General features: G+C 68.5%; 17 protein-coding genes and 1 tRNA gene. 10 read left to right on the forward strand and 8 right to left on the reverse strand.

All coding sequences use genetic code 11. The annotated features are described in order from the left end of the window. Positions 1 to 20: 20 nt before the first annotated feature. The 8 genes from IF20_RS18235 to rpmH all read right to left on the reverse strand — a co-directional run bounded on the left by IF20_RS18235 (position 21) and on the right by rpmH (position 6,046). Positions 21 to 1,049: a ParB/RepB/Spo0J family partition protein gene (locus tag IF20_RS18235; RefSeq protein WP_110944285.1), complete on the reverse strand. Its 1,029-nt coding sequence runs from the start codon at positions 1,047 to 1,049 to the stop codon at positions 21 to 23. Further along, complete coding sequence (locus IF20_RS18240; protein WP_324605577.1) at positions 1,046 to 2,116, reverse strand: AAA family ATPase; 1,071 nt, start codon at positions 2,114 to 2,116, stop codon at positions 1,046 to 1,048. Before IF20_RS18240 ends, IF20_RS18235 begins: the two co-directional genes overlap by 4 nt. A gap of 490 nt (positions 2,117 to 2,606) precedes the next feature. After that, positions 2,607 to 3,332, reverse strand: a complete 726-nt coding sequence (gene rsmG, locus IF20_RS18245; RefSeq protein WP_052866244.1) for a 16S rRNA (guanine(527)-N(7))-methyltransferase RsmG — start codon at positions 3,330 to 3,332, stop codon at positions 2,607 to 2,609. A 132-nt stretch (positions 3,333 to 3,464) separates the two neighbouring features. Continuing rightward, positions 3,465 to 3,971 (reverse strand): Jag family protein, encoded by a 507-nt coding sequence (locus IF20_RS18250; protein ID WP_030259438.1) that lies wholly within the window; start codon positions 3,969 to 3,971, stop codon positions 3,465 to 3,467. Between the two features lie 12 nt (positions 3,972 to 3,983). Continuing rightward, entirely contained in the window at positions 3,984 to 5,171 is a 1,188-nt protein-coding gene (gene yidC, locus IF20_RS18255; RefSeq protein ID WP_052866245.1) for a membrane protein insertase YidC, read from the reverse strand. 3 nt (positions 5,172 to 5,174) lie between these two features. Then, positions 5,175 to 5,495: a membrane protein insertion efficiency factor YidD gene (yidD, locus tag IF20_RS37885; RefSeq protein WP_110944286.1), complete on the reverse strand. Its 321-nt coding sequence runs from the start codon at positions 5,493 to 5,495 to the stop codon at positions 5,175 to 5,177. Further along, complete coding sequence (rnpA, locus tag IF20_RS18260) at positions 5,492 to 5,884, reverse strand: ribonuclease P protein component (protein ID WP_052866246.1); 393 nt, start codon at positions 5,882 to 5,884, stop codon at positions 5,492 to 5,494. Before rnpA ends, yidD begins: the two co-directional genes overlap by 4 nt. Before the next feature lie 24 nt (positions 5,885 to 5,908). Continuing rightward, complete coding sequence (rpmH, locus tag IF20_RS18265; protein WP_003949374.1) at positions 5,909 to 6,046, reverse strand: 50S ribosomal protein L34; 138 nt, start codon at positions 6,044 to 6,046, stop codon at positions 5,909 to 5,911. A 357-nt stretch (positions 6,047 to 6,403) separates the two neighbouring features. Between rpmH and dnaA the strand changes: the two genes are divergently transcribed. The 10 genes from dnaA (at position 6,404) to IF20_RS40005 (ending at position 19,765) form a co-directional block, all read left to right on the forward strand. Continuing rightward, positions 6,404 to 8,434, forward strand: coding sequence for a chromosomal replication initiator protein DnaA (dnaA, locus tag IF20_RS18270; protein ID WP_110944287.1), 2,031 nt, complete (start codon positions 6,404 to 6,406; stop codon positions 8,432 to 8,434). 1,034 nt (positions 8,435 to 9,468) lie between these two features. After that, positions 9,469 to 10,599, forward strand: a complete 1,131-nt coding sequence (gene dnaN / locus IF20_RS18275) for a DNA polymerase III subunit beta (protein ID WP_052866248.1) — start codon at positions 9,469 to 9,471, stop codon at positions 10,597 to 10,599. Between the two features lie 258 nt (positions 10,600 to 10,857). Then, positions 10,858 to 11,736, forward strand: a complete 879-nt coding sequence (gnd, locus tag IF20_RS18280) for a phosphogluconate dehydrogenase (NAD(+)-dependent, decarboxylating) (RefSeq protein ID WP_052866249.1) — start codon at positions 10,858 to 10,860, stop codon at positions 11,734 to 11,736. Between the two features lie 73 nt (positions 11,737 to 11,809). Beyond that, a complete protein-coding gene (recF, locus tag IF20_RS18285; protein ID WP_052866250.1) occupies positions 11,810 to 12,943 on the forward strand; it encodes a DNA replication/repair protein RecF in 1,134 nt (377 codons plus the stop codon). After that, positions 12,944 to 13,501, forward strand: coding sequence for a DUF721 domain-containing protein (locus tag IF20_RS18290; RefSeq protein WP_052866251.1), 558 nt, complete (start codon positions 12,944 to 12,946; stop codon positions 13,499 to 13,501). A gap of 388 nt (positions 13,502 to 13,889) precedes the next feature. Further along, positions 13,890 to 15,923, forward strand: a complete 2,034-nt coding sequence (gyrB, locus tag IF20_RS18295) for a DNA topoisomerase (ATP-hydrolyzing) subunit B (RefSeq protein ID WP_052866252.1) — start codon at positions 13,890 to 13,892, stop codon at positions 15,921 to 15,923. 49 nt (positions 15,924 to 15,972) lie between these two features. Continuing rightward, a complete protein-coding gene (gyrA, locus tag IF20_RS18300) occupies positions 15,973 to 18,600 on the forward strand; it encodes a DNA gyrase subunit A (protein WP_052866253.1) in 2,628 nt (875 codons plus the stop codon). A 15-nt stretch (positions 18,601 to 18,615) separates the two neighbouring features. Then, positions 18,616 to 19,287 (forward strand): DUF3566 domain-containing protein, encoded by a 672-nt coding sequence (locus IF20_RS18305; protein WP_110944288.1) that lies wholly within the window; start codon positions 18,616 to 18,618, stop codon positions 19,285 to 19,287. Positions 19,288 to 19,400: 113 nt separating this feature from the next. Continuing rightward, a tRNA-Ile gene (locus tag IF20_RS18310) sits at positions 19,401 to 19,474 on the forward strand. A 156-nt stretch (positions 19,475 to 19,630) separates the two neighbouring features. Beyond that, entirely contained in the window at positions 19,631 to 19,765 is a 135-nt protein-coding gene (locus tag IF20_RS40005) for a DLW-39 family protein (protein ID WP_234426710.1), read from the forward strand. The last annotated feature ends 4 nt before the right edge of the window (positions 19,766 to 19,769 follow it).

The following is a 19,769-nucleotide window of genomic DNA, read 5'->3' on the forward strand; positions in this document are numbered from 1 at the left end:
CGCCATCAATCCGGTGCGGCTCACCGATCGCATGGCCTCTCCTCGTCGTGAGGTGACTCCGAGTGGATGCGTGCCATACCCGAACGCATCGTAACCGGGACACATGGAACGGGGTACCGCGCAAAGGCAAAGGGCGGGTCGTGTTCCTGTCTCTTATACACATCTGACGCTGCCGACGAAGGCTTAGGTGTAGATCTCGGTGGTCGCGACCCCATGAGCGTCACGATCTCCTCGACCGCCCGGACGGAGAGCCCCTCGGCCACGATGCGGTGCGCCAGCCGGTCCTGCTCCTCGGAGTCCTCCACGGCCAACAGCGCCCGCGCATGACCGGCCGAGAGCACTCCTGCGGCGACTCGTCGCCGCACCGGCAGCGAGAGCTTCAGCAGCCGCAGCGTGTTGGAGATCTGCGAACGCGACCGACCGATCCGGTCCGCCAGCTCGTCGTGCGTGCAGTTGAAGTCCTTCAGCAGCTGGTCGTAGGCCGCAGCCTCCTCCAGCGGGTTCAGCTGAGCCCGGTGGAGGTTCTCCAGCAGCGCGTCCAGGAGGAGCTTCTCGTCATCCGTCGCCCGGACGATCGCCGGGATCTTCTCCAGGCCGGCCTCACGACAGGCCCGCCAGCGGCGTTCGCCCATGATGAGCTCATACCGCTTCGGACCGATCCGCCGTACGACGACCGGCTGGAGCAGGCCCACCTCCTGAATAGAGGTGATCAGCTCCGCCAGGGCGTCCTCGTCGAACACCTCACGTGGCTGACGCGGATTGGGTGTGATCGTGTCGAGCGGCAGCTCGGCGAAGTGCGCTCCGGCGACCTCGGCCTCCTGGGCCTCCGCCACCGGCTCCGCCGGTGCCTCTGTTTCACGTGAAACGGAGGCGTCCGGGATCGCCGCCACCTTCGCCGCGGCCACGCCTCGCTCCTGCGTTATGACCGGCACCGCCGACGGTGACGTGGTCCCCCGGCCCACCGCGGGGCCGGCATTGTCCGAACCCTGCGGTGCCGCGGGGATCAGCGCACCGAGCCCGCGGCCCAGTCCTCTACGTCGTTCGCTCACTGATTCCCCTCCGACATGCTGTGCTGTGATTCATAGGTCACGCTGAGCCCCTGGCCCGCCGTCCCCGACACCCCGCGCAGCGCGATCTCTCGCGCCGCTTCGAGGTAGGACAGCGACCCGCTGGAGCCCGGATCATAGGTGAGCACCGTCTGCCCGTAGCTCGGCGCCTCGGAAATGCGCACTGAGCGGGGAATGCTGGTTCTCAGTACCTCGCTGCCGAAGTGACTGCGCACCTCGTCGGCCACCTGGGAGGCGAGCCGGGTGCGCCCGTCGTACATGGTCAGCAGGATCGTCGAGACGTGCAGCTTGGGGTTCAGGTGGCCACGGACCAGGTCCACGTTCCGCAGCAGCTGGCCCAGGCCCTCCAGCGCGTAGTACTCGCACTGGATCGGGATCAGCACCTCGGCGCCTGCCACCAGGGCGTTGACCGTGAGCAGGCCGAGCGAGGGCGGGCAGTCGATGAGGATGTAGTCCAGCGGCTGTTCATAGGCCTTGATCGCCCGGTCCAGCCGGCTTTCCCGCGCCACCAGCGAGACCAGTTCGATCTCCGCGCCGGCCAGGTCGATCGTGGCGGGCGCACAGAACAAGCCCTCCACGTCCGGCACCGGCTGCACCACGTCGGAGAGTGGCCTGCTGTCCACCAGCACGTCATAGATGGAGGGAACCTCGGAATGGTGATCGATCCCCAGGGCCGTCGAGGCGTTGCCCTGCGGGTCCAGGTCGACCACCAGCACTCGCGCCCCGTGCAGGGCGAGTGAGGCAGCCAGGTTCACGGTGGTCGTGGTCTTACCGACCCCGCCCTTCTGGTTGGCCACCACCATGACCCGTGTCTGCTCGGGGCGTGGAAGCCCCTCTCCCGCACGGCCCAGCGCCTGGACTGCCAACTGAGCAGCACGACCGATCGGGGTGTCGTCCATGGGGGGCGGCGTTTCACGTGAAACGTCGTCCCCGAGCGACTCGCTACGGGGACCGGGGACCGGATCGGTCATCGGTCCCGCGATGTTGGCGTCGGACCGCAAGGATTCACTCTCCTCGACTTCAGGCTCGCAATGCTCAGAGCCTGCCATGGTTTCGGTGTCGTGAACCAGGGAGGCCCTTCCGTCTGTGGATGAATCCTCCTCTGTGGATACATCCGTGACCCGACCGGGTCGGTGGCCTCGCGGTGCGGCAGCCGCACGGCCTCGGCTGATGATTCCATGCAGCAGGGAGCGACGTTTCACGTGAAACACGATGCCAGCGCCGTGTCCCATTCCCCCGCGACACTCCGGCTTATGTCGTTTTGGTGGTTTGTATGGAGCACGCGCCTGGCTGGAACGAGGGACATCCCATCCTTCCACCGGTAAGCGCGACTCATTATCGGCCGAGAGGTGCTGCACCGGTGGCCGCAACTGACCCAAGGCCGCCTCCCGCAAGCCGCTCCACCTCCTGCGTCCGGACGTCTGCTTCACGAAGTCTCCGTGAGCGACGTCTCAGGCTGAGGCACAGGTCAGGAAACGAGCGGTGACCGCCAGAGGCGGTCACCGCTCGTTTCGTTCTCGCCGACCTGGCCCAGGTGGGTCAGCGTCGCCGTCCCCTGGCAGGCCGGTTGGCGCGGTTCGCCTTGGCACGCTTGGCCGCGAAGCGGACGCCGCCGGGGCTTTCCCCCACCTCCACGCGGACGACCGTGGACATCGGGTCCACCACACCCTCGCCGACGTGCACGACGGACGTCTCCACGACGCCGAGCTTGCTGAGCGCCGCTCGGGCACCCTTCAGCTCCTCCTCCGCGGTGTCGCCTTTGAGCGCCAGCATCTCGCCGTACGGCCGCAGCAGCGGCACGCCCCAGCCGGCCAGCCGGTCCAGCGGCGCCACCGCACGCGCGGTCACCACATGCACCTGAGGGATCTTGCCCATGACCTCTTCGGCCCGGCCTCGCACCACGGTTACATGGTCCAGGCCCAGCAGCTCCACGACCTCCTGAAGGAAGTTCGTGCGCCGCAGCAGGGGTTCCAGCAGCGTGATATTCAGGTCCGGGCGTACCAGTGCCAGGGGGATGCCCGGAAGGCCCGCACCCGAGCCCACGTCGCACACCGAGACGCCCTCAGGGACCACCTCGGAGAGCACCGCGCAATTCAGCAGGTGCCGCTCCCACAGCCGCGGCACCTCACGCGGACCGATCAGCCCGCGCCGTACGCCCGCGTCGGCGAGCAGCTCGCCGTACCGTACGGCCTCCGGGAAGCGCTCACCGAACATCTCCCGCGCCGCCTCAGGCGCCGGGGGAAGCTCCGCCGCTGACTCCGTCACGGTTACCGCCCTTCCTCTGAACTGCTGATACTGCCGGTGCCCGGTCGGATGCCGGTCCAAGCAGAAGGCTGACAAGACATGGCCCCGCCTGCGAACAGACGGGGCCACAAGACACGCGCGAGCGCCGGCGGATCAGGCCGGAAGCACGACGACCCGACGCTGGGGCTCCTCGCCCTCCGACTCGCTGCGCAGCCCGGCCGCCGCGACGGCGTCGTGCACCACCTTGCGCTCGAACGGCGTCATCGCCTTCAGCTTCACCGGCTCGCCCGAGGTCTTCGCCTCCTGGGCCGCCTTGGCGCCCAGCTCAGCGAGCTCCTCCCGCTTGCGGGCGCGGTAGCCGGCGATGTCCAGCATCAGACGGCTGCGGTCACCGGTCTCCCGGTGCACCGCCAGCCGGGTCAGCTCCTGGAGCGCCTCCAGCACCTCGCCGTCCCGGCCGACCAGCTTCTGCAGGTCACGGCTGGTGGAGTCGCTGATGATCGACACCGCGGCACGGTCGGCCTCGACGTCCATGTCGATGTCACCGTCGAGGTCCGCGATGTCCAGCAGGCCCTCGAGGTAGTCGGCCGCGATCTCGCCCTCCTGCTCCAGCCGGGACAGGGTGTCGGTGCCCTCGGCGGCAGGGGTCGTGTCCGTCACGAAGAACTCCTTCTACTTCTTGGACGGGTGCTTGGGCCGCTGCTGGCCCTTGCGCTGTCCGGACTTGGCGTTACGGGAGGAACCGGCGGCCGAGCTGCCCTTGGCCTTGCCGCCCTGCGACTTCTGCGCGGCGCTCTTTTTCGCCGCGTCCGCCTTCTGACCCGAGTCCTTCTCCAGCGACTGCTTCGTCTGGCCACCCTCGGCCGTGGCGCCCTGCGCACCCGCCCGGGCCCGCGTACGGGTCTGCGTGCCGCCGGCGGCAGGGGCCGCCGCGGTCTGCCGCTTGGCCTTGGTCTGCCGCTTGGGCTGCTGGCGGTTCTGGCGCGCCTCCTCGGCGGCCTGCTTCGCCTCGACCTCCGCCGGGTCCTCCTTCAGCTTGCCCTTGGCGCGCAGCCGCTCCTGGCGCTCCGTGTAGGCCCGGCTGCCCGGAGTGGGGTTCCGGCGGATCACGAACATCTGCTGGCCCATGGTCCACACGTTGGTGGTCAGCCAGTACACCAGGACACCGACGGGGAAGTTGATGCCGAAGACGGCGAACATGAGCGGGAAGACGTACATCAGCATCTTCTGCTGCTGCATGAACGGCGTCTTCACCGTGAGGTCGACGTTCTTCGTCATCAGCTGGCGCTGGGTGTAGAACTGCGACGCCGACATCAGAACGATCATGATGACCGTGACGACCCGGACGTCGGTGAGGGAGGCGTTGAGCGCCTCGACCTTGGACGCGGAGTCCATGAACTTCACGGACAGCGGGGCGCCGAAGATGTGGGCCTGCTTCGCGCTCGCCAGCAGCGGCTTGTCGATGACGCCGACGACCTGGTTGTTCGCGATGTGGTTCAGGACCTGGTACAGCGAGATGAAGAACGGCGACTGGGCCAGGATCGGGAGACAGCTCGAGAGCGGGTTGGTGCCCGTCTCCTTGTAGAGCTTCATCATCTCTTCGGACTGGCGCTGCTTGTCGCTCTTGTAGCGCTCCTGGATCGCCTTCATCTTCGGCTGGAGCGCCTGCATGTTCCGCGTCGACTTGATCTGCTTCACGAAGAGCGGGATCAGGCAGATGCGGATCAGCACCACGAGCGAGACGATCGACAGACCCCACGCCGCGCCACTGTTCTCATCGAACACGAGGCTGTAGAGCGAGTGGAACTGGACGATGATCCAGGAAACGGCGTAATAGAGAGGATTCAGGATCGTGTCCACGAATCAAGCTCCTTGGGCGTTGGGCTGAGTCTCGGGCTGTGCAGCAGGCTCATGGACGGCGGGCCCGCCTCCCAGTCGGCTCCTCAGCCGCTGGTGCCAGACCGGATGCTTCCGGGGCGGTACATGGTCGACACCACCGAGCGACCACGGATTGCAACGCAGGATGCGCCAGGCGGTCAACGCTGTCCCTTTTACCGCGCCGTGCCGGTCGATGGCCGTGTAGCCATAGTGGGAGCACGACGGGTAGTACTTGCAGACCGGGCCCAGCAAAGGGCTGATGGTCCACTGGTACAACTTGATCAACAGCAGCAGCGGGTACTTCACGAAGCGCCCCCTCCTGGGTCCCGCCCGGGGGTCCTCAGCAGGCGCTGCAGCGCGGCGTCAAGATCGTGAGCGAGCGCTTCGTACTCCGCCTCGCCCGCGCCGGGCAGCGCTCGTACGACTACCAGGCTACCGGCGGGCAGCCGGTCCAGGCGGTCGCGCACGAGGTGCCGGAGCCGGCGCTGGACCTTGTTCCGGACCACGGCGTTGCCGATGGCCTTGCTCACGACGAAACCCGCACGCGTCGGGGGAACCATTTCCCCCGCTGCGTGCGGGTCCGTTGCACCGCTGCGTAGATGGACGACGAGGAGAGGGCGCCCGGCCCTGCGTCCCCGGCGTACCGCGGTCGCGAAGTCCTCGCGCCGCCTCAGCCGATGCTCGGTAGGCAGCACGACATGGACCTAGAGGCCGGGCTGTCAGGCCGACAGGCGGGCGCGACCCTTGCCACGGCGGGACGCGAGGATCGCGCGGCCGGCACGCGTACGCATGCGCAGGCGGAAGCCGTGGGTCTTGGCGCGGCGACGGTTGTTCGGCTGGAAGGTGCGCTTGCTCACTCGGGGGCTCCAGGAAAGATTGTTGCCTCTTGCGAGACAGGTGTGGGGCGTCGACTGGCTGTCACCGTGCGCCCACGAGTAGCTCGCATACGCCCGAGTGCACCGCTACACGATCGCTGGGCGCGATCTTTGCCCATCGGAGGCAGGCGGCAGCAGCCATCGACAACTCGACCTGGTCACGGTACGCGCGGCCACATCATCCGGTCAAACCGGATCCATGACAGGACACGCTATGCACAGCCTGTGGACAACAACTTGAACAGGCGCGGGTCAGCTGACTACCGTGGCTGAACTCCGATTCCTTCCCGCCCGTCCTGAGAATCACACATTCGTGGGACCTGTGAGAGAGCGTGCTCTGTGGCTGACGTCCCTGCAGATCTTGCCGCAGTGTGGCCGCGGGTACTCGACCACCTGCTCCGGGCGGAGAGCGACAGCCTCAAGCCCAAGGACCAGGACTGGCTCAAGCGGACCCAGCCGCTCGCCCTGGTCGCCGACACCGCGCTGCTCGCCGTCCCCAACGAATTCGCGAAGGGCGTACTGGAGGGCCGGCTCGCCCCTCTGATCGGCGAGGCGCTGAGCCACGAGTGCGGCCGCCCGATCCGCATCGCGATCACCGTCGACGACACCTCCGAGGCGCCCCAGCCCCCCGCGCCTCCGCAGCAACACCTCCCCTCGCAGCAGCCGCAGCTCTCGCACGACGCGTACGACAGCTACGACGGCCGCCAGGGCTACGGCCGACAGAACGGGCACCAGGGCACCCACGAAAACGGTCCCCAGGGCGTATCTCAGGGTGGACACGGTGGCCACCAGAGCGACGAGCTGCCCTCCGTGCGCCCCGCGTATCCCGAGTACCAGCAGCAGCACCCGCAGCCGCGCCCCGCGCCCGGCGCGTGGCCGCAGCACTCGGACGACCGACGCGCGGGCCTTGGCGACGACTCCGGGCGACACGACGACTACGGCTGGCAGCAGCAGCGGCTCGGCGGCTTTCCCGAGCGCGACCCCTACGCCACGCCGCCCTCCCACCTCCAGCAGCACGGACGCCCCGCTCCCGGCGACTACCGGTCACAGAACGATGACTATCGGTCGCAGAATGACGACTACCGGTCCCAGGGTGACGACTACCGCTCGCAGAGTGGCGAGGATTACCGCCGGCAGGGCAGCGACCGTCCGCACTCGGAAGCGCCGCGCTCGCCGTACGACCAGTCCCCGCAGCACCGCGACACCGACGGCCACCAGCCCGGCGGCCCCGGCCGGCACGCGGCCCCGGGCGGCCACGGCAGCAATCTTCCGGCGCCCAGCGGCGCCCCCGGCCCGCTCGCGGCGCAGCCCGCGCCGGCGACCGGCCCCGGTGAGCCCACCGCGCGGCTGAACCCGAAGTACCTCTTCGACACCTTCGTGATCGGCGCTTCGAACCGCTTCGCGCACGCCGCGGCGGTCGCCGTCGCCGAGGCCCCGGCCAAGGCGTACAACCCGCTGTTCATCTACGGCGAGTCCGGGCTCGGCAAGACGCACCTGCTGCACGCGATCGGTCACTACGCGCGCAGCCTGTACCCGGGCACCAGGGTCAGATACGTGAGCTCGGAGGAGTTCACCAACGAGTTCATCAACTCCATCCGCGACGGCAAGGCGGACGCGTTCCGCAAGCGCTACCGCGACATGGACATCCTGCTGGTCGACGACATCCAGTTCCTGGCGAGCAAGGAGTCGACACAGGAGGAGTTCTTCCACACGTTCAACACCCTGCACAACGCGAACAAGCAGATCGTGCTCTCCAGTGACCGGCCGCCCAAACAGCTGGTGACCCTGGAGGACCGGCTGCGCAACCGCTTCGAGTGGGGTCTGATCACGGACGTCCAGCCGCCCGAGCTGGAGACGCGTATCGCGATCCTCCGTAAGAAGGCGGTGCAGGAGCAGCTCAACGCGCCGCCGGAGGTGCTGGAGTTCATCGCCTCCCGGATCTCGCGGAACATCCGTGAGCTGGAGGGCGCGCTGATTCGGGTCACGGCCTTCGCCTCGCTGAACCGGCAGCCCGTGGACCTCGGCCTCACCGAGATCGTGCTGAAGGACCTGATCCCGGGCGGCGAGGACGCGGCACCCGAGATCACCGCCACCGCGATCATGGCGGCCACCGCCGACTACTTCGGACTCTCGGTGGACGACCTGTGCGGCTCCTCGCGCAGCCGGGTGCTGGTGACCGCGCGGCAGATCGCGATGTACCTGTGCCGTGAGCTGACCGATCTGTCGCTACCGAAGATCGGTGGCCACTTCGGCGGTCGCGACCACACCACCGTCATGCACGCCGACCGGAAGATCCGTGCGCTGATGGCGGAGCGCCGCTCCATCTACAACCAGGTGACCGAGCTGACGAACCGCATCAAGAACGGCTGACGCGCACGACGACGGCCGCAGGCGCGCCCAGGGCGCTCCGGGACGAACTCCCGGAGCGCCCTTCGCCGTTGAGAGCCCCTCAGCATGCGCAGAGCCCGGCTCGCCCCGTTCGTCGAGGAACCCGCTGAACCTGTCCACCGAAGTCCGAGCCGCTCACACAAGACCGTCAGAACGGCCGTCAGAACGACCGTCGGAAGAGCCGTCAGGAGGCCTCACAGCGCGGCCCGGAGCCTTCGGAAAGCGTCCCCACGCTGTGGAACGCACGCGCCGGCCGCCACCGAACTCCCCGCCGCTGTTCGATTTCTGACGAGGACACGGCTTCTCTCCACAGATTGGGCGAGAATCTTTCTTCCACACCCTGGGGACCGGAGAGTTATCCCGATGACGTCCACAAGCTCCCCGCCCACCGATGGATCACTGCAGGTCAGCGGGGTGTGGATTTGCGGACAACTCTTGTCCACAGGGTGTGGATGAATCGGTCGTCCACAGCGTGTGCGGCTGACTGTCCACCGGCCGCCCACAGGAGAACCGGCGTTGTGCACACCCCGTCCACATCGCTGTCCACTGTTCGGCAAGGCGACACCACCACTCACTGGCGCGAGTGAAAGCGGTCACACCAAAGTGCCGGGTTGGGCTGTGGGGAACCTGGGTAAAGCTGGGGATGGCACTGGGGAGAAACCGGCCTGCCCTGTGCATCGGGTGTGCACAACCGGCGGCGGTCCACAGCATCGGCCGGTTGTCCACGGCTGCGCCCACAGTCCCCGGTGGACAAAATTTGGGCTCTGACCTGCGCAAAAGCAGTTGTCCACGGTTTCCACAGCCCCTACTACTACGACCACGGATATCTAGCGGGGAACTCGTTTCGAATCGGGTGCTGTGCACAACTTGGGGATCGGGCCTCTCCGAGCTCTCGTCCCGACTTGACCCCGAGCCGCACCGGCTGTCGGTGGCGTGCGTCAGACTGGTCTCCGGCAACCCAGCCGACGACGAAGGCCAGCAGGGCGAGAGCCAGCAACAGCAGGAGGCGGTTTCCGGTGAAGATCCGGGTGGAGCGCGATGTACTCGCGGAGGCAGTGGCCTGGGCGGCCAAGAGCCTCCCGGCCCGTCCGCCGGTGCCCGTCCTCGCGGGCCTGCTCCTGAAGGCGGAGGACGGCTCCCTGAGCCTCTCCGGCTTCGACTACGAGGTCTCGGCGCGGGTCTCGGTGGAAGCGGAGACCGAGGAGGAGGGCACCGTCCTCGTCTCCGGCCGGCTGCTCGCCGACATCTGCCGCGCCCTGCCGAACCGTCCGGTGGAGATCTCCACAGACGGTGTACGAGTGACCGTGGTCTGCGGCTCCTCCCGCTTCACGCTCCACACACTGCCTGTGGAGGAGTACCCGGCGCTGCCCCAGATGCCCACCGCCACCGGCACCGTCCCCGGTGAGGTCTTCGCCTCCGCTGCTGCGCAGGTCGCCATCGCGGCCGGCCGTGACGACACCCTCCCCGTGCTCACCGGTGTCCGCATCGAGATCGAGGGCGACACCGTCACCCTCGCCTCCACCGACCGCTACCGCTTCGCGGTCCGCGAGTTCCTGTGGAAGCCGGAGAGCCCGGACGCCTCCGCCGTCGCGCTGGTCCCCGCCAAGACGCTGCTGGACACCGCCAAGTCGCTGAGCAGCGGTGACACGGTCACCCTGGCGCTCTCCGGCTCCGGCGCCGGTGAGGGCCTGATCGGTTTCGAGGGTGCCGGGCGCCGTACGACGACCCGTCTCCTCGAAGGCGACCTGCCGAAGTACCGCACCCTCTTCCCGACCGAGTTCAACTCCGTCGCGGTGATCGAGACCGCTCCGTTCGTCGAGGCCGTCAAGCGTGTGGCCCTGGTGGCAGAGCGGAACACCCCGGTGCGGCTCAGCTTCGAGCAGGGCGTGCTGATCCTGGAGGCCGGCTCCAGCGACGATGCACAGGCTGTGGAGCGGGTGGACGCGCAGCTGGACGGCGACGACATCTCGATCGCCTTCAACCCCGGCTTCCTGCTGGAGGGCCTGTCCGCGATCGACTCGCCGGTGGCGCAACTGTCGTTCACGACCTCGACCAAGCCCGCGCTGCTGAGCGGCAAGCCCGCCGCCGACGCCGAGGCCGACGACGCCTACAAGTACCTGATCATGCCGGTGCGCCTGTCGGGCTGAGTCGCGGGTGCCGCGCCGGTCGGGAGCGCGAGGGTCGCTCCTCGCAGGACCACAGCATGCCGGTGCGCCTGTCGGGCTGAGCCCGGTGCCCCCGCTACTTCGGGCGGCCGTGCGGACCGGCTCCGTACGGCCGCCCGGATGACGCGGCTGACCTGCGGCTTATGAGCGGCTGAGCCCACAGCTGTGCACAGGCCTTCGGGCGTAGGCTCGATGTAGGTCAGGTACAAGGGCAACGACTATGTGCAAAGAGGGTCTCTGATGGAGCTCGGTCTCGTCGGTCTCGGCAAGATGGGCGGCAACATGCGCGAGCGCATCCGCCGCGCCGGCCACACGGTCATCGGTTACGACCGCAATCCCGACCTCGCGGACGTCTCCAGCCTCAAGGAGCTGGTGGACGGTCTGCAGGGTCCGCGGGTCGTGTGGGTCATGGTGCCGGCCGGCGCCGCCACCCAGGCGACGATCGATGAGCTGGGTGAGCTGCTGTCCGAGGGCGACATCGTCGTGGACGGCGGCAACAGCCGCTGGACGGACGACGAGAAGCACGCCGAGGAGCTGCGTGCCAAGGGCATCGGTTTCGTCGACTGCGGCGTCTCCGGTGGCGTGTGGGGCCTGGAGAACGGCTACGCGCTGATGTACGGCGGCGACGCCGAGGACGTGGCGAAGGTCCAGCCGATCTTCGACGCGCTGAAGCCGGAGGGCGACTTCGGCTCCGTGCACGCCGGCAAGGTCGGCGCGGGCCACTTCGCGAAGATGGTCCACAACGGCATCGAGTACGCGATGATGCAGGCCTACGCCGAGGGCTGGGAGCTGCTGGAGAAGGTCGACTCCGTCACGGACGTGCGCGAGGTCTTCCGCTCCTGGCAGGAGGGCACGGTCATCCGCTCCTGGCTGCTGGACCTGGCGGTCAACGCGCTGGACGACGACGAGCACCTGGAGAAGCTGCGCGGTTTCGCGGCGGACTCCGGTGAGGGCCGCTGGACGGTGGAGGCCGCGATCGACAACGCGGTGCCGCTGCCGGCGATCACCGCGTCGCTGTTCGCGCGGTTCGCCTCGCGCCAGGACGACTCGCCGCAGATGAAGATGATCGCCGCACTGCGGAACCAGTTCGGCGGCCACGCGGTCGAGAACAAGAAGTAAGCAGGCCGGGCTTCCGGGGCAGGCGTCCCGGAAGCCCGCAGCAGTACCACGCCGGGGGAGGTCGGCGCCCTTCATGCATGTCGCGCATCTGTCGCTCGCCGACTTCCGCTCGTACGCCCGGGTCGAGGTCCCGCTCGACCCGGGCGTCACGGCCTTCGTCGGGCCCAACGGCCAGGGCAAGACCAATCTCGTCGAGGCGGTCGGCTACCTCGCCACCCTCGGCAGCCACCGCGTCTCCTCCGACGCCCCGCTGGTCCGTATGGGCGCGGAGCGGGCGATCGTCCGGGCCCAGGTGGTGCGAGGAGACCGGCAGCAGCTGGTCGAGCTGGAGCTGAACCCGGGCAAGGCCAACCGGGCCAGGATCAACAGGTCCTCGCAAGTCAAACCGCGTGACGTGCTGGGCATCGTACGGACGGTCCTGTTCGCGCCGGAGGACCTGGCCCTGGTCAAGGGCGACCCGGGCGAGCGACGGCGCTTCCTGGACGAGCTGATCACGGCGCGCTCCCCGCGGATGGCGGGCGTGCGCTCCGACTACGACCGCGTGCTGAAGCAGCGCAACACCCTGCTCAAGAGCGCGGCCCTGGCACGGCGGCACGGCGGCCGGAAGATGGATCTCTCGACGCTGGACGTGTGGGACCAGCACCTGGCGCGGGCCGGTGCGGAGCTGCTCGCCCAGCGGTTGGACCTGATCGCGACGCTGCAGCCGCTGGCGGACAAGGCGTACGAGCAGCTGGCACCGGGCGGCGGCCCGGTCGCCCTGGAGTACCGCGGTTCCGTGGGCGAACGGCTCGCCGAGGCGTCGAACCGCGAGGAACTGTACGGGCTGCTCATGGAAGCGCTGGGCGAGGCCCGCAAGAACGAGATCGAGCGGGGCGTGACCCTGGTCGGCCCGCACCGCGACGACCTGGTCCTCAAGCTGGGGCGGCTGCCCGCGAAGGGGTACGCGAGCCACGGCGAGTCCTGGTCGTACGCGCTGGCGCTGCGGCTGGCCTCGTACGACTTGCTCCGAACCGAGGGCAACGAGCCGGTCCTGGTCCTGGACGACGTCTTCGCCGAGCTGGACTCCCGCCGGCGGGAGCGGCTGGCGGAGCTGGTGGCGCCGGGCGAGCAGGTGCTGGTGACGGCGGCGGTGGACGACGATGTGCCGGGCGTGCTGGCGGGGACGCGGTTCGCGGTCTCCGAGGGCACCGCGGAGAAGGTGTCGTAGATGAGTGAGCAGCCCGGCCCACAGGACCCCCCGGGACCCGATCAGCCCAAGCCGCCGGAGCTTTCCGGCATCGACCTGGCGCGGCAGGCGCTGGTGGCCGCGAAGGAGCAGGCGCGGGCGCGGGGCGCGGCCGCGCAGCAGAAGAAGCAGGCCAGGCGCGGAGGCGGGCTGCGGTCCGGGGCGCGTGCCGATGGACGTGACCCGCTGCCGCTGGGTGCGGCGATCAACCGTCTGATCACCGAGCGGGGCTGGGAGACGCCGGCCGCGGTCGGCGGGGTGATGGGGCGCTGGCCCCAGCTCGTGGGCGCCGAGGTGGCGCAGCACTGCGAGCCGCAGAAGTACGACGAGGACGCCCGTGTGCTGACGGTGCAGTGCGACTCGACGGCGTGGGCGACGCAGCTGCGGCTGCTGGCGCCGACCCTGGTGGCTCGGCTGAACGAGGACCTCGGCCATGGCTCTGTGAAGATCATCAAGGTGCTCGGGCCGGGTGGCCCGCCCCGCCGGTACGGCTCGCTGCGGGCTCCGGGGAGCAAGGGTCCGGGGGACACGTACGGCTGATCCGTACATCCGGGGTCGAAGTCCGCTGTTTCACGTGAAACCGGGGCCGGAGAGGGTGCCTGTACGGGCGAAATGTCCGGGATGTTCCAGTGTGACGGAAGAGACTCCGCTCACCGTAGTCGGAGGTTGACAGCCCGAAGCGCTGAGTGCCGGTGTGAGCGTCCTGGGGGCCCTCCTCAGATATGGGGAGTCGGTGGATGTCAGTTCAGGGCGGCACGTGAGGACTCAGGCGCCCGCAAACCCCCATGAGTGTCGGCGCTACCGGTAGACTGGTGGCAATCCCGCCCACTCGCGGAACATGTCGAACGACGCAGCCGCTCCTGACCGGCACGGGGCCTCCCCGCCGGCGGCAGGGGGAGGCTCGTGCCTGTGCCAGAAAGGGCGCTTCGTGGCCGACTCCGGCGACCTCAACGAGAACATCACGGCTTCTACCGAAGAGGGGGTTTCTTCTGCCGGCGCCAGTGGCGGCTCCTCGGAAGAGAAGTCGTACGACGCCAGTGCGATCACTGTCCTTGAGGGCCTGGACGCGGTTCGCAAGCGACCGGGTATGTACATCGGCTCCACCGGCGAGCGCGGCCTGCATCACCTGGTGCAAGAGGTCGTCGACAACTCGGTCGACGAAGCGATGGCCGGCCACGCCGACACCATCGACGTGACGATCCTGTCCGACGGCGGGGTCCGCGTGGTGGACAACGGCCGCGGTATCCCGGTGGGCATCATCCCCTCGGAGGGGAAGCCGGCCGTCGAGGTCGTGCTCACCGTCCTGCACGCGGGCGGCAAGTTCGGCGGCGGCGGTTACGCGGTCTCCGGTGGTCTGCACGGCGTGGGCGTCTCCGTGGTGAACGCCCTGTCGCAGCGGGTCTCCGTCGAGGTCAAGACCGACGGCTACCGCTGGACACAGGACTACAAGCTGGGCGTGCCGACCGCGCCGCTGGCCCGTAACGAGGCCACCGAGGAGACCGGGACGTCGGTGACGTTCTGGGCGGACGGTGACATCTTCGAGACGACCGAGTACAGCTTCGAGACGCTGTCCCGGCGCTTCCAGGAGATGGCCTTCCTCAACAAGGGCCTGACCATCCAGCTCACCGACGAGCGCGCGGCGCACGTCGACGAGGACGGTAAGCCACTGACCGTCCGGTACCACTACGAAGGCGGCCTCGTCGACTTCGTGAAGTACCTGAACTCCCGCAAGGGCGAGACGGTCCACCCCACGGTCATCGACGTCGAGGCCGAGGACAAGGAGCGGATGCTCTCGGTGGAGATCGCGATGCAGTGGAACACCCAGTACACCGAGGGTGTCTACAGCTTCGCGAACACCATCCACACCCACGAGGGCGGCACTCACGAAGAGGGCTTCCGCGCCGCGCTGACCGGCCTGATCAACCGGTACGCGCGCGACCGCAAGCTGCTGCGCGAGAAGGACGACAACCTCACCGGTGAGGACATCCGCGAGGGCCTGACGGCGATCATCTCCGTCAAGCTCGGCGAGCCCCAGTTCGAGGGCCAGACCAAGACCAAGCTGGGCAACACCGAGGCCAAGACCTTCGTGCAGAAGGTCGTGCACGAGCACCTCACGGACTGGCTGGACCGGAACCCGAACGAGGCCGCGGACATCATCCGCAAGGGCATCCAGGCCGCCACGGCCCGGGTTGCGGCCCGCAAGGCCCGCGACCTCACCCGCCGCAAGGGCCTGCTGGAGACGGCGTCGCTGCCCGGCAAGCTGAGCGACTGCCAGTCCAACGACCCGACCAAGTGCGAGATCTTCATCGTCGAGGGTGACTCCGCGGGCGGCTCGGCCAAGTCCGGCCGTAACCCCGAGTACCAGGCGATCCTCCCGATCCGCGGCAAGATCCTGAACGTCGAGAAGGCCAGGGTCGACAAGATCCTGCAGAACCAGGAAGTCCAGGCGCTGATCTCGGCCTTCGGCACGGGCGTGCACGAGGACTTCGACATCGAGAAGCTCCGCTATCACAAGATCATCCTGATGGCGGACGCCGACGTCGACGGCCAGCACATCAACACCCTGCTGCTCACCTTCCTGTTCCGCTTCATGCGGCCGCTGGTCGAGGCCGGGCACGTCTACCTCTCCCGCCCGCCGCTGTACAAGATCAAGTGGGGTCGGGACGACTTCGAGTACGCCTACTCCGACCGCGAGCGCGACGCCCTGATCGAGATGGGCAAGCAGGCCGGCAAGCGCATCAAGGACGACTCGGTCCAGCGCTTCAAGGGTCTGGGTGAGATGAACGCCGAAGAGCTGCGCGTGACCACCATGGACACCGAGCACCGCGTGCTCGGCCAGGTCTCGCTGGACGACGCGGCCCGCGCCGACGACCTGTTCTCCGTGCTCATGGGCGAGGACGTCGAGGCACGCCGCTCGTTCATCCAGCGCAACGCCAAGGACGTCCGCTTCCTCGACATCTGAGCCCGTCGGCCCGTAACGCAGCCGCAGCTCGAAAGGACTTTGAACAGCAATGGCCGACGAGAACCCCCCTATGACCCCGGACGGCGTGACCGCCGAGGGCGCGCCCGCCGCCATCGAAGGCGTGGGCATGCGCGTCGAGCCCGTCGGGCTCGAGACGGAGATGCAGCGCTCCTACCTCGACTACGCGATGTCCGTCATCGTCTCGCGTGCCCTGCCCGACGTCCGGGACGGCCTCAAGCCGGTGCACCGCCGCGTCCTGTACGCGATGTACGACGGCGGCTACCGCCCCGAGAAGGGCTTCTACAAGTGCGCCCGTGTCGTCGGTGACGTCATGGGTAACTACCACCCGCACGGCGACTCCTCGATCTACGACGCGCTGGTCCGCCTCGCGCAGCCGTGGTCGATGCGGATGCCGCTGGTGGACTCCAACGGCAACTTCGGTTCTCCGGGCAACGACCCGGCCGCGGCCATGCGGTACACCGAGTGCAAGATGGCGCCGCTGTCCATGGAGATGGTCCGGGACATCGACGAGGAGACCGTCGACTTCCAGGACAACTACGACGGCCGCAGCCAGGAGCCGACGGTCCTGCCGTCGCGCTTCCCGAACCTGCTGATCAACGGCTCGGCCGGCATCGCGGTCGGCATGGCCACCAACATCCCGCCGCACAACCTCCGCGAGGTCGCGGCCGGCGCCCAGTGGCACCTGGAGCACCCGGAGGCCTCCGGCGAGGAGCTGCTGGAAGCCCTGATCGAGCGGATCAAGGGCCCGGACTTCCCGACCGGCGCGCTGGTCGTGGGCCGCAAGGGCATCGAGGAGGCGTACCGCACCGGTCGCGGCTCCATCACGATGCGCGCGGTGGTCGAGGTCGAGGAGATCCAGAACCGCCAGTGCCTGGTGGTCACGGAGCTGCCGTACCAGGTCAACCCCGACAACCTCGCGCAGAAGATCGCCGACCTGGTGAAGGACGGCAAGATCGGCGGCATCGCCGACGTCCGCGACGAGACCTCCTCGCGGACCGGCCAGCGCCTGGTCATCGTGCTCAAGCGGGACGCCGTCGCCAAGGTCGTCCTGAACAACCTGTACAAGCACACCGACCTGCAGACGAACTTCGGCGCCAACATGCTGGCGCTGGTCGACGGCGTGCCGCGCACGCTGTCCCTGGACGCGTTCATCCGGCACTGGGTGACGCACCAGATCGAGGTCATCGTCCGCCGTACGAAGTTCCGGCTGCGCAAGGCCGAGGAGCGGGCGCACATCCTGCGCGGCCTGCTCAAGGCGCTGGACGCGATCGACGAGGTCATCGCGCTGATCCGGCGCAGCGACACGGTCGACGTGGCGCGCGAGGGCTTGATGGGCCTGCTGGACATCGACGAGATCCAGGCGAACGCGATCCTGGAGATGCAGCTGCGGCGCCTGGCGGCCCTGGAGCGGCAGAAGATCACCGCCGAGCACGACGAGCTGCTGGCCAAGATCCGCGAGTACAACGCGATCCTCGCCTCGCCCGAGAAGCAGCGGCAGATCGTCAGCGATGAGCTGACCGCGATCGTCGACAAGTACGGCGACGACCGGCGTTCCAAGCTGGTGCCCTTCGAGGGCGACATGTCCATCGAGGACCTGATCGCCGAGGAGGACATCGTCGTCACGATCACCCGTGGCGGCTACGTCAAGCGCACCAAGACCGACGACTACCGCTCGCAGAAGCGCGGCGGCAAGGGCGTCCGCGGCACGAAGCTCAAGGAAGACGACATCGTCGACCACTTCTTCGTGTCCACCACCCACCACTGGCTGCTGTTCTTCACGAACAAGGGCCGGGTCTACCGCGCCAAGGCGTACGAGCTGCCCGACGCGGGCCGGGACGCGCGCGGCCAGCACGTCGCGAACCTCCTCGCCTTCCAGCCGGACGAGCAGATCGCCCAGGTCATGGCGATCCGCGACTACGAGGCCGCGCCGTATCTGGTCCTCGCGACCAAGGCCGGACTGGTGAAGAAGACCCCGCTGAAGGACTACGACTCGCCGCGCTCCGGCGGTGTCATCGCCATCAACCTCCGCGAGCAGGAGGACGGCTCGGACGACGAGCTGATCGGCGCCCAGATGGTCTCCGGCGAGGACGACCTGCTGCTGATCTCCAAGAAGGCGCAGTCGATCCGGTTCACCGCGACGGACGAGGCGCTGCGCCCGATGGGCCGTGCCACCTCTGGCGTGAAGGGCATGAGCTTCCGCGAGGGCGACGAGCTCCTGTCGATGAACGTGGTGCGGGCGAACACCTACGTCTTCACCGCCACCGACGGCGGCTACGCCAAGCGCACCAACGTCGACGAGTACCGCGTCCAGGGTCGCGGCGGCCTCGGTATCAAGGCCGCGAAGATCGTGGAGGATCGAGGAGAGCTGGTCGGCGCGCTGGTGGTCGAGGCGAGCGACGAGATCCTCGCCATCACCCTCGGCGGTGGGGTGATCCGCACGCGGGTCGACGAGGTCAGGGAGACGGGCCGTGACACCATGGGCGTCCAACTGATCAACCTGGGCAAGCGCGATGCCGTCGTCGGTATCGCTCGGAACGCCGAAGCCGGCCGCGAGGCCGAAGAGGTCGACGGCGGTCCGGTGGACGACGAGTCGGCCGATGAGGCGGCGCAGGTCCAGGCCCCGGCGGCCGAGGGCGAGGAGCCCGCGGCGGAGTAGCGCGAGGAGTAGGTCGTGAGTGGAGCCACGGGTGCGCAGGCGGGCGGATCGGACGGGGGCGGGAAGCCTTCTTCCGGGCCCGCGACCGTGACGGGCGGCGCCCGTGGCTCCGATACTGGCGACGGCCCCCGCAAGGAGGCCTCCGTCGAGGGGGGAACCGTGACCGACACCAGGCAGCCGCAGCCGGAGGCACAGCCGCAGCCCGAGCCCCGCCCGCAGGGCAGCGAGGGCCAGCCGTACGTCCCGCCGTCCGCGTACCCCGCCGGCGGCAAGCCGGGGCTGCGGGTGCCCCGGCCGGGCGTCCGTACGACCCCGCGCACGCGCAAGGCGAGGCTGCGCGTGTCCCGTGCCGATCCCTGGTCGGTGATGAAGGTCAGCTTCCTGCTCTCCATCGCGCTGGGGCTGTGCACGCTGGTGGCGGTGTCGGTGCTGTGGATGGTGATGGACGCGATGGGCGTCTTCTCCACGGTCGGCTCCACGATCAGCGAGGCCACCAGCTCGGACGGCGGCTCGGGCTTCGACCTGGAGACGTTCCTGTCGCTGCCTCGGGTGCTGCTGTTCACCGGTGTCATCGCGGCGATCGACGTGGTGCTGGCGACGGCGCTGGCCACGCTCGGCGCCTTCATCTACAACCTCTCGGCAGGCTTCGTGGGCGGCGTGGAGCTGACCCTGGCGGAGGACGAATGACCTGATGCGGGCCGCCGCGGAGGGTCTTTCGCGGCCGGCCCGGTCATCGATTTGGGTCATGGCTCTGAAGTGCGCTAATCTTTCGGTGCAGCCAGCGAGGCGGCAACAAGCCAGGGGCTATAGCTCAGACGGTTAGAGCGCTTCCCTGATAAGGAAGAGGCCACAGGTTCAAGTCCTGTTAGCCCCACCGGCAAGGATCGGCCCGGACGGAGAGTTCTCCGCCCGGGCCGGTCCGTTTGTGCTTCTCCGGGGTCGGTTCGGGCTAGGTCACCGATTGATATCGACCGGTGTGTATCATCGGCCCCCGAAGGTCCCCTACGTCAACGAAAGACGAGGTCGCGCGGTGAAGAAGCTTCTCCTGGTCGCACTGGCCGCCATCGGCGGGCTCCTCGTGTACCGCCAGATCCAGGCGGATCGCGCCGAGCAGGATCTGTGGACGGAGGCGACCGACTCCGTGTCCGCGGGTTCGGGCGTGTGAGCCC

Origin of the sequence: Streptomyces niger (assembly GCF_000718305.1) — a bacterium.
Classification (GTDB): Bacteria; Actinomycetota; Actinomycetes; order Streptomycetales; family Streptomycetaceae; genus Streptomyces; species Streptomyces niger.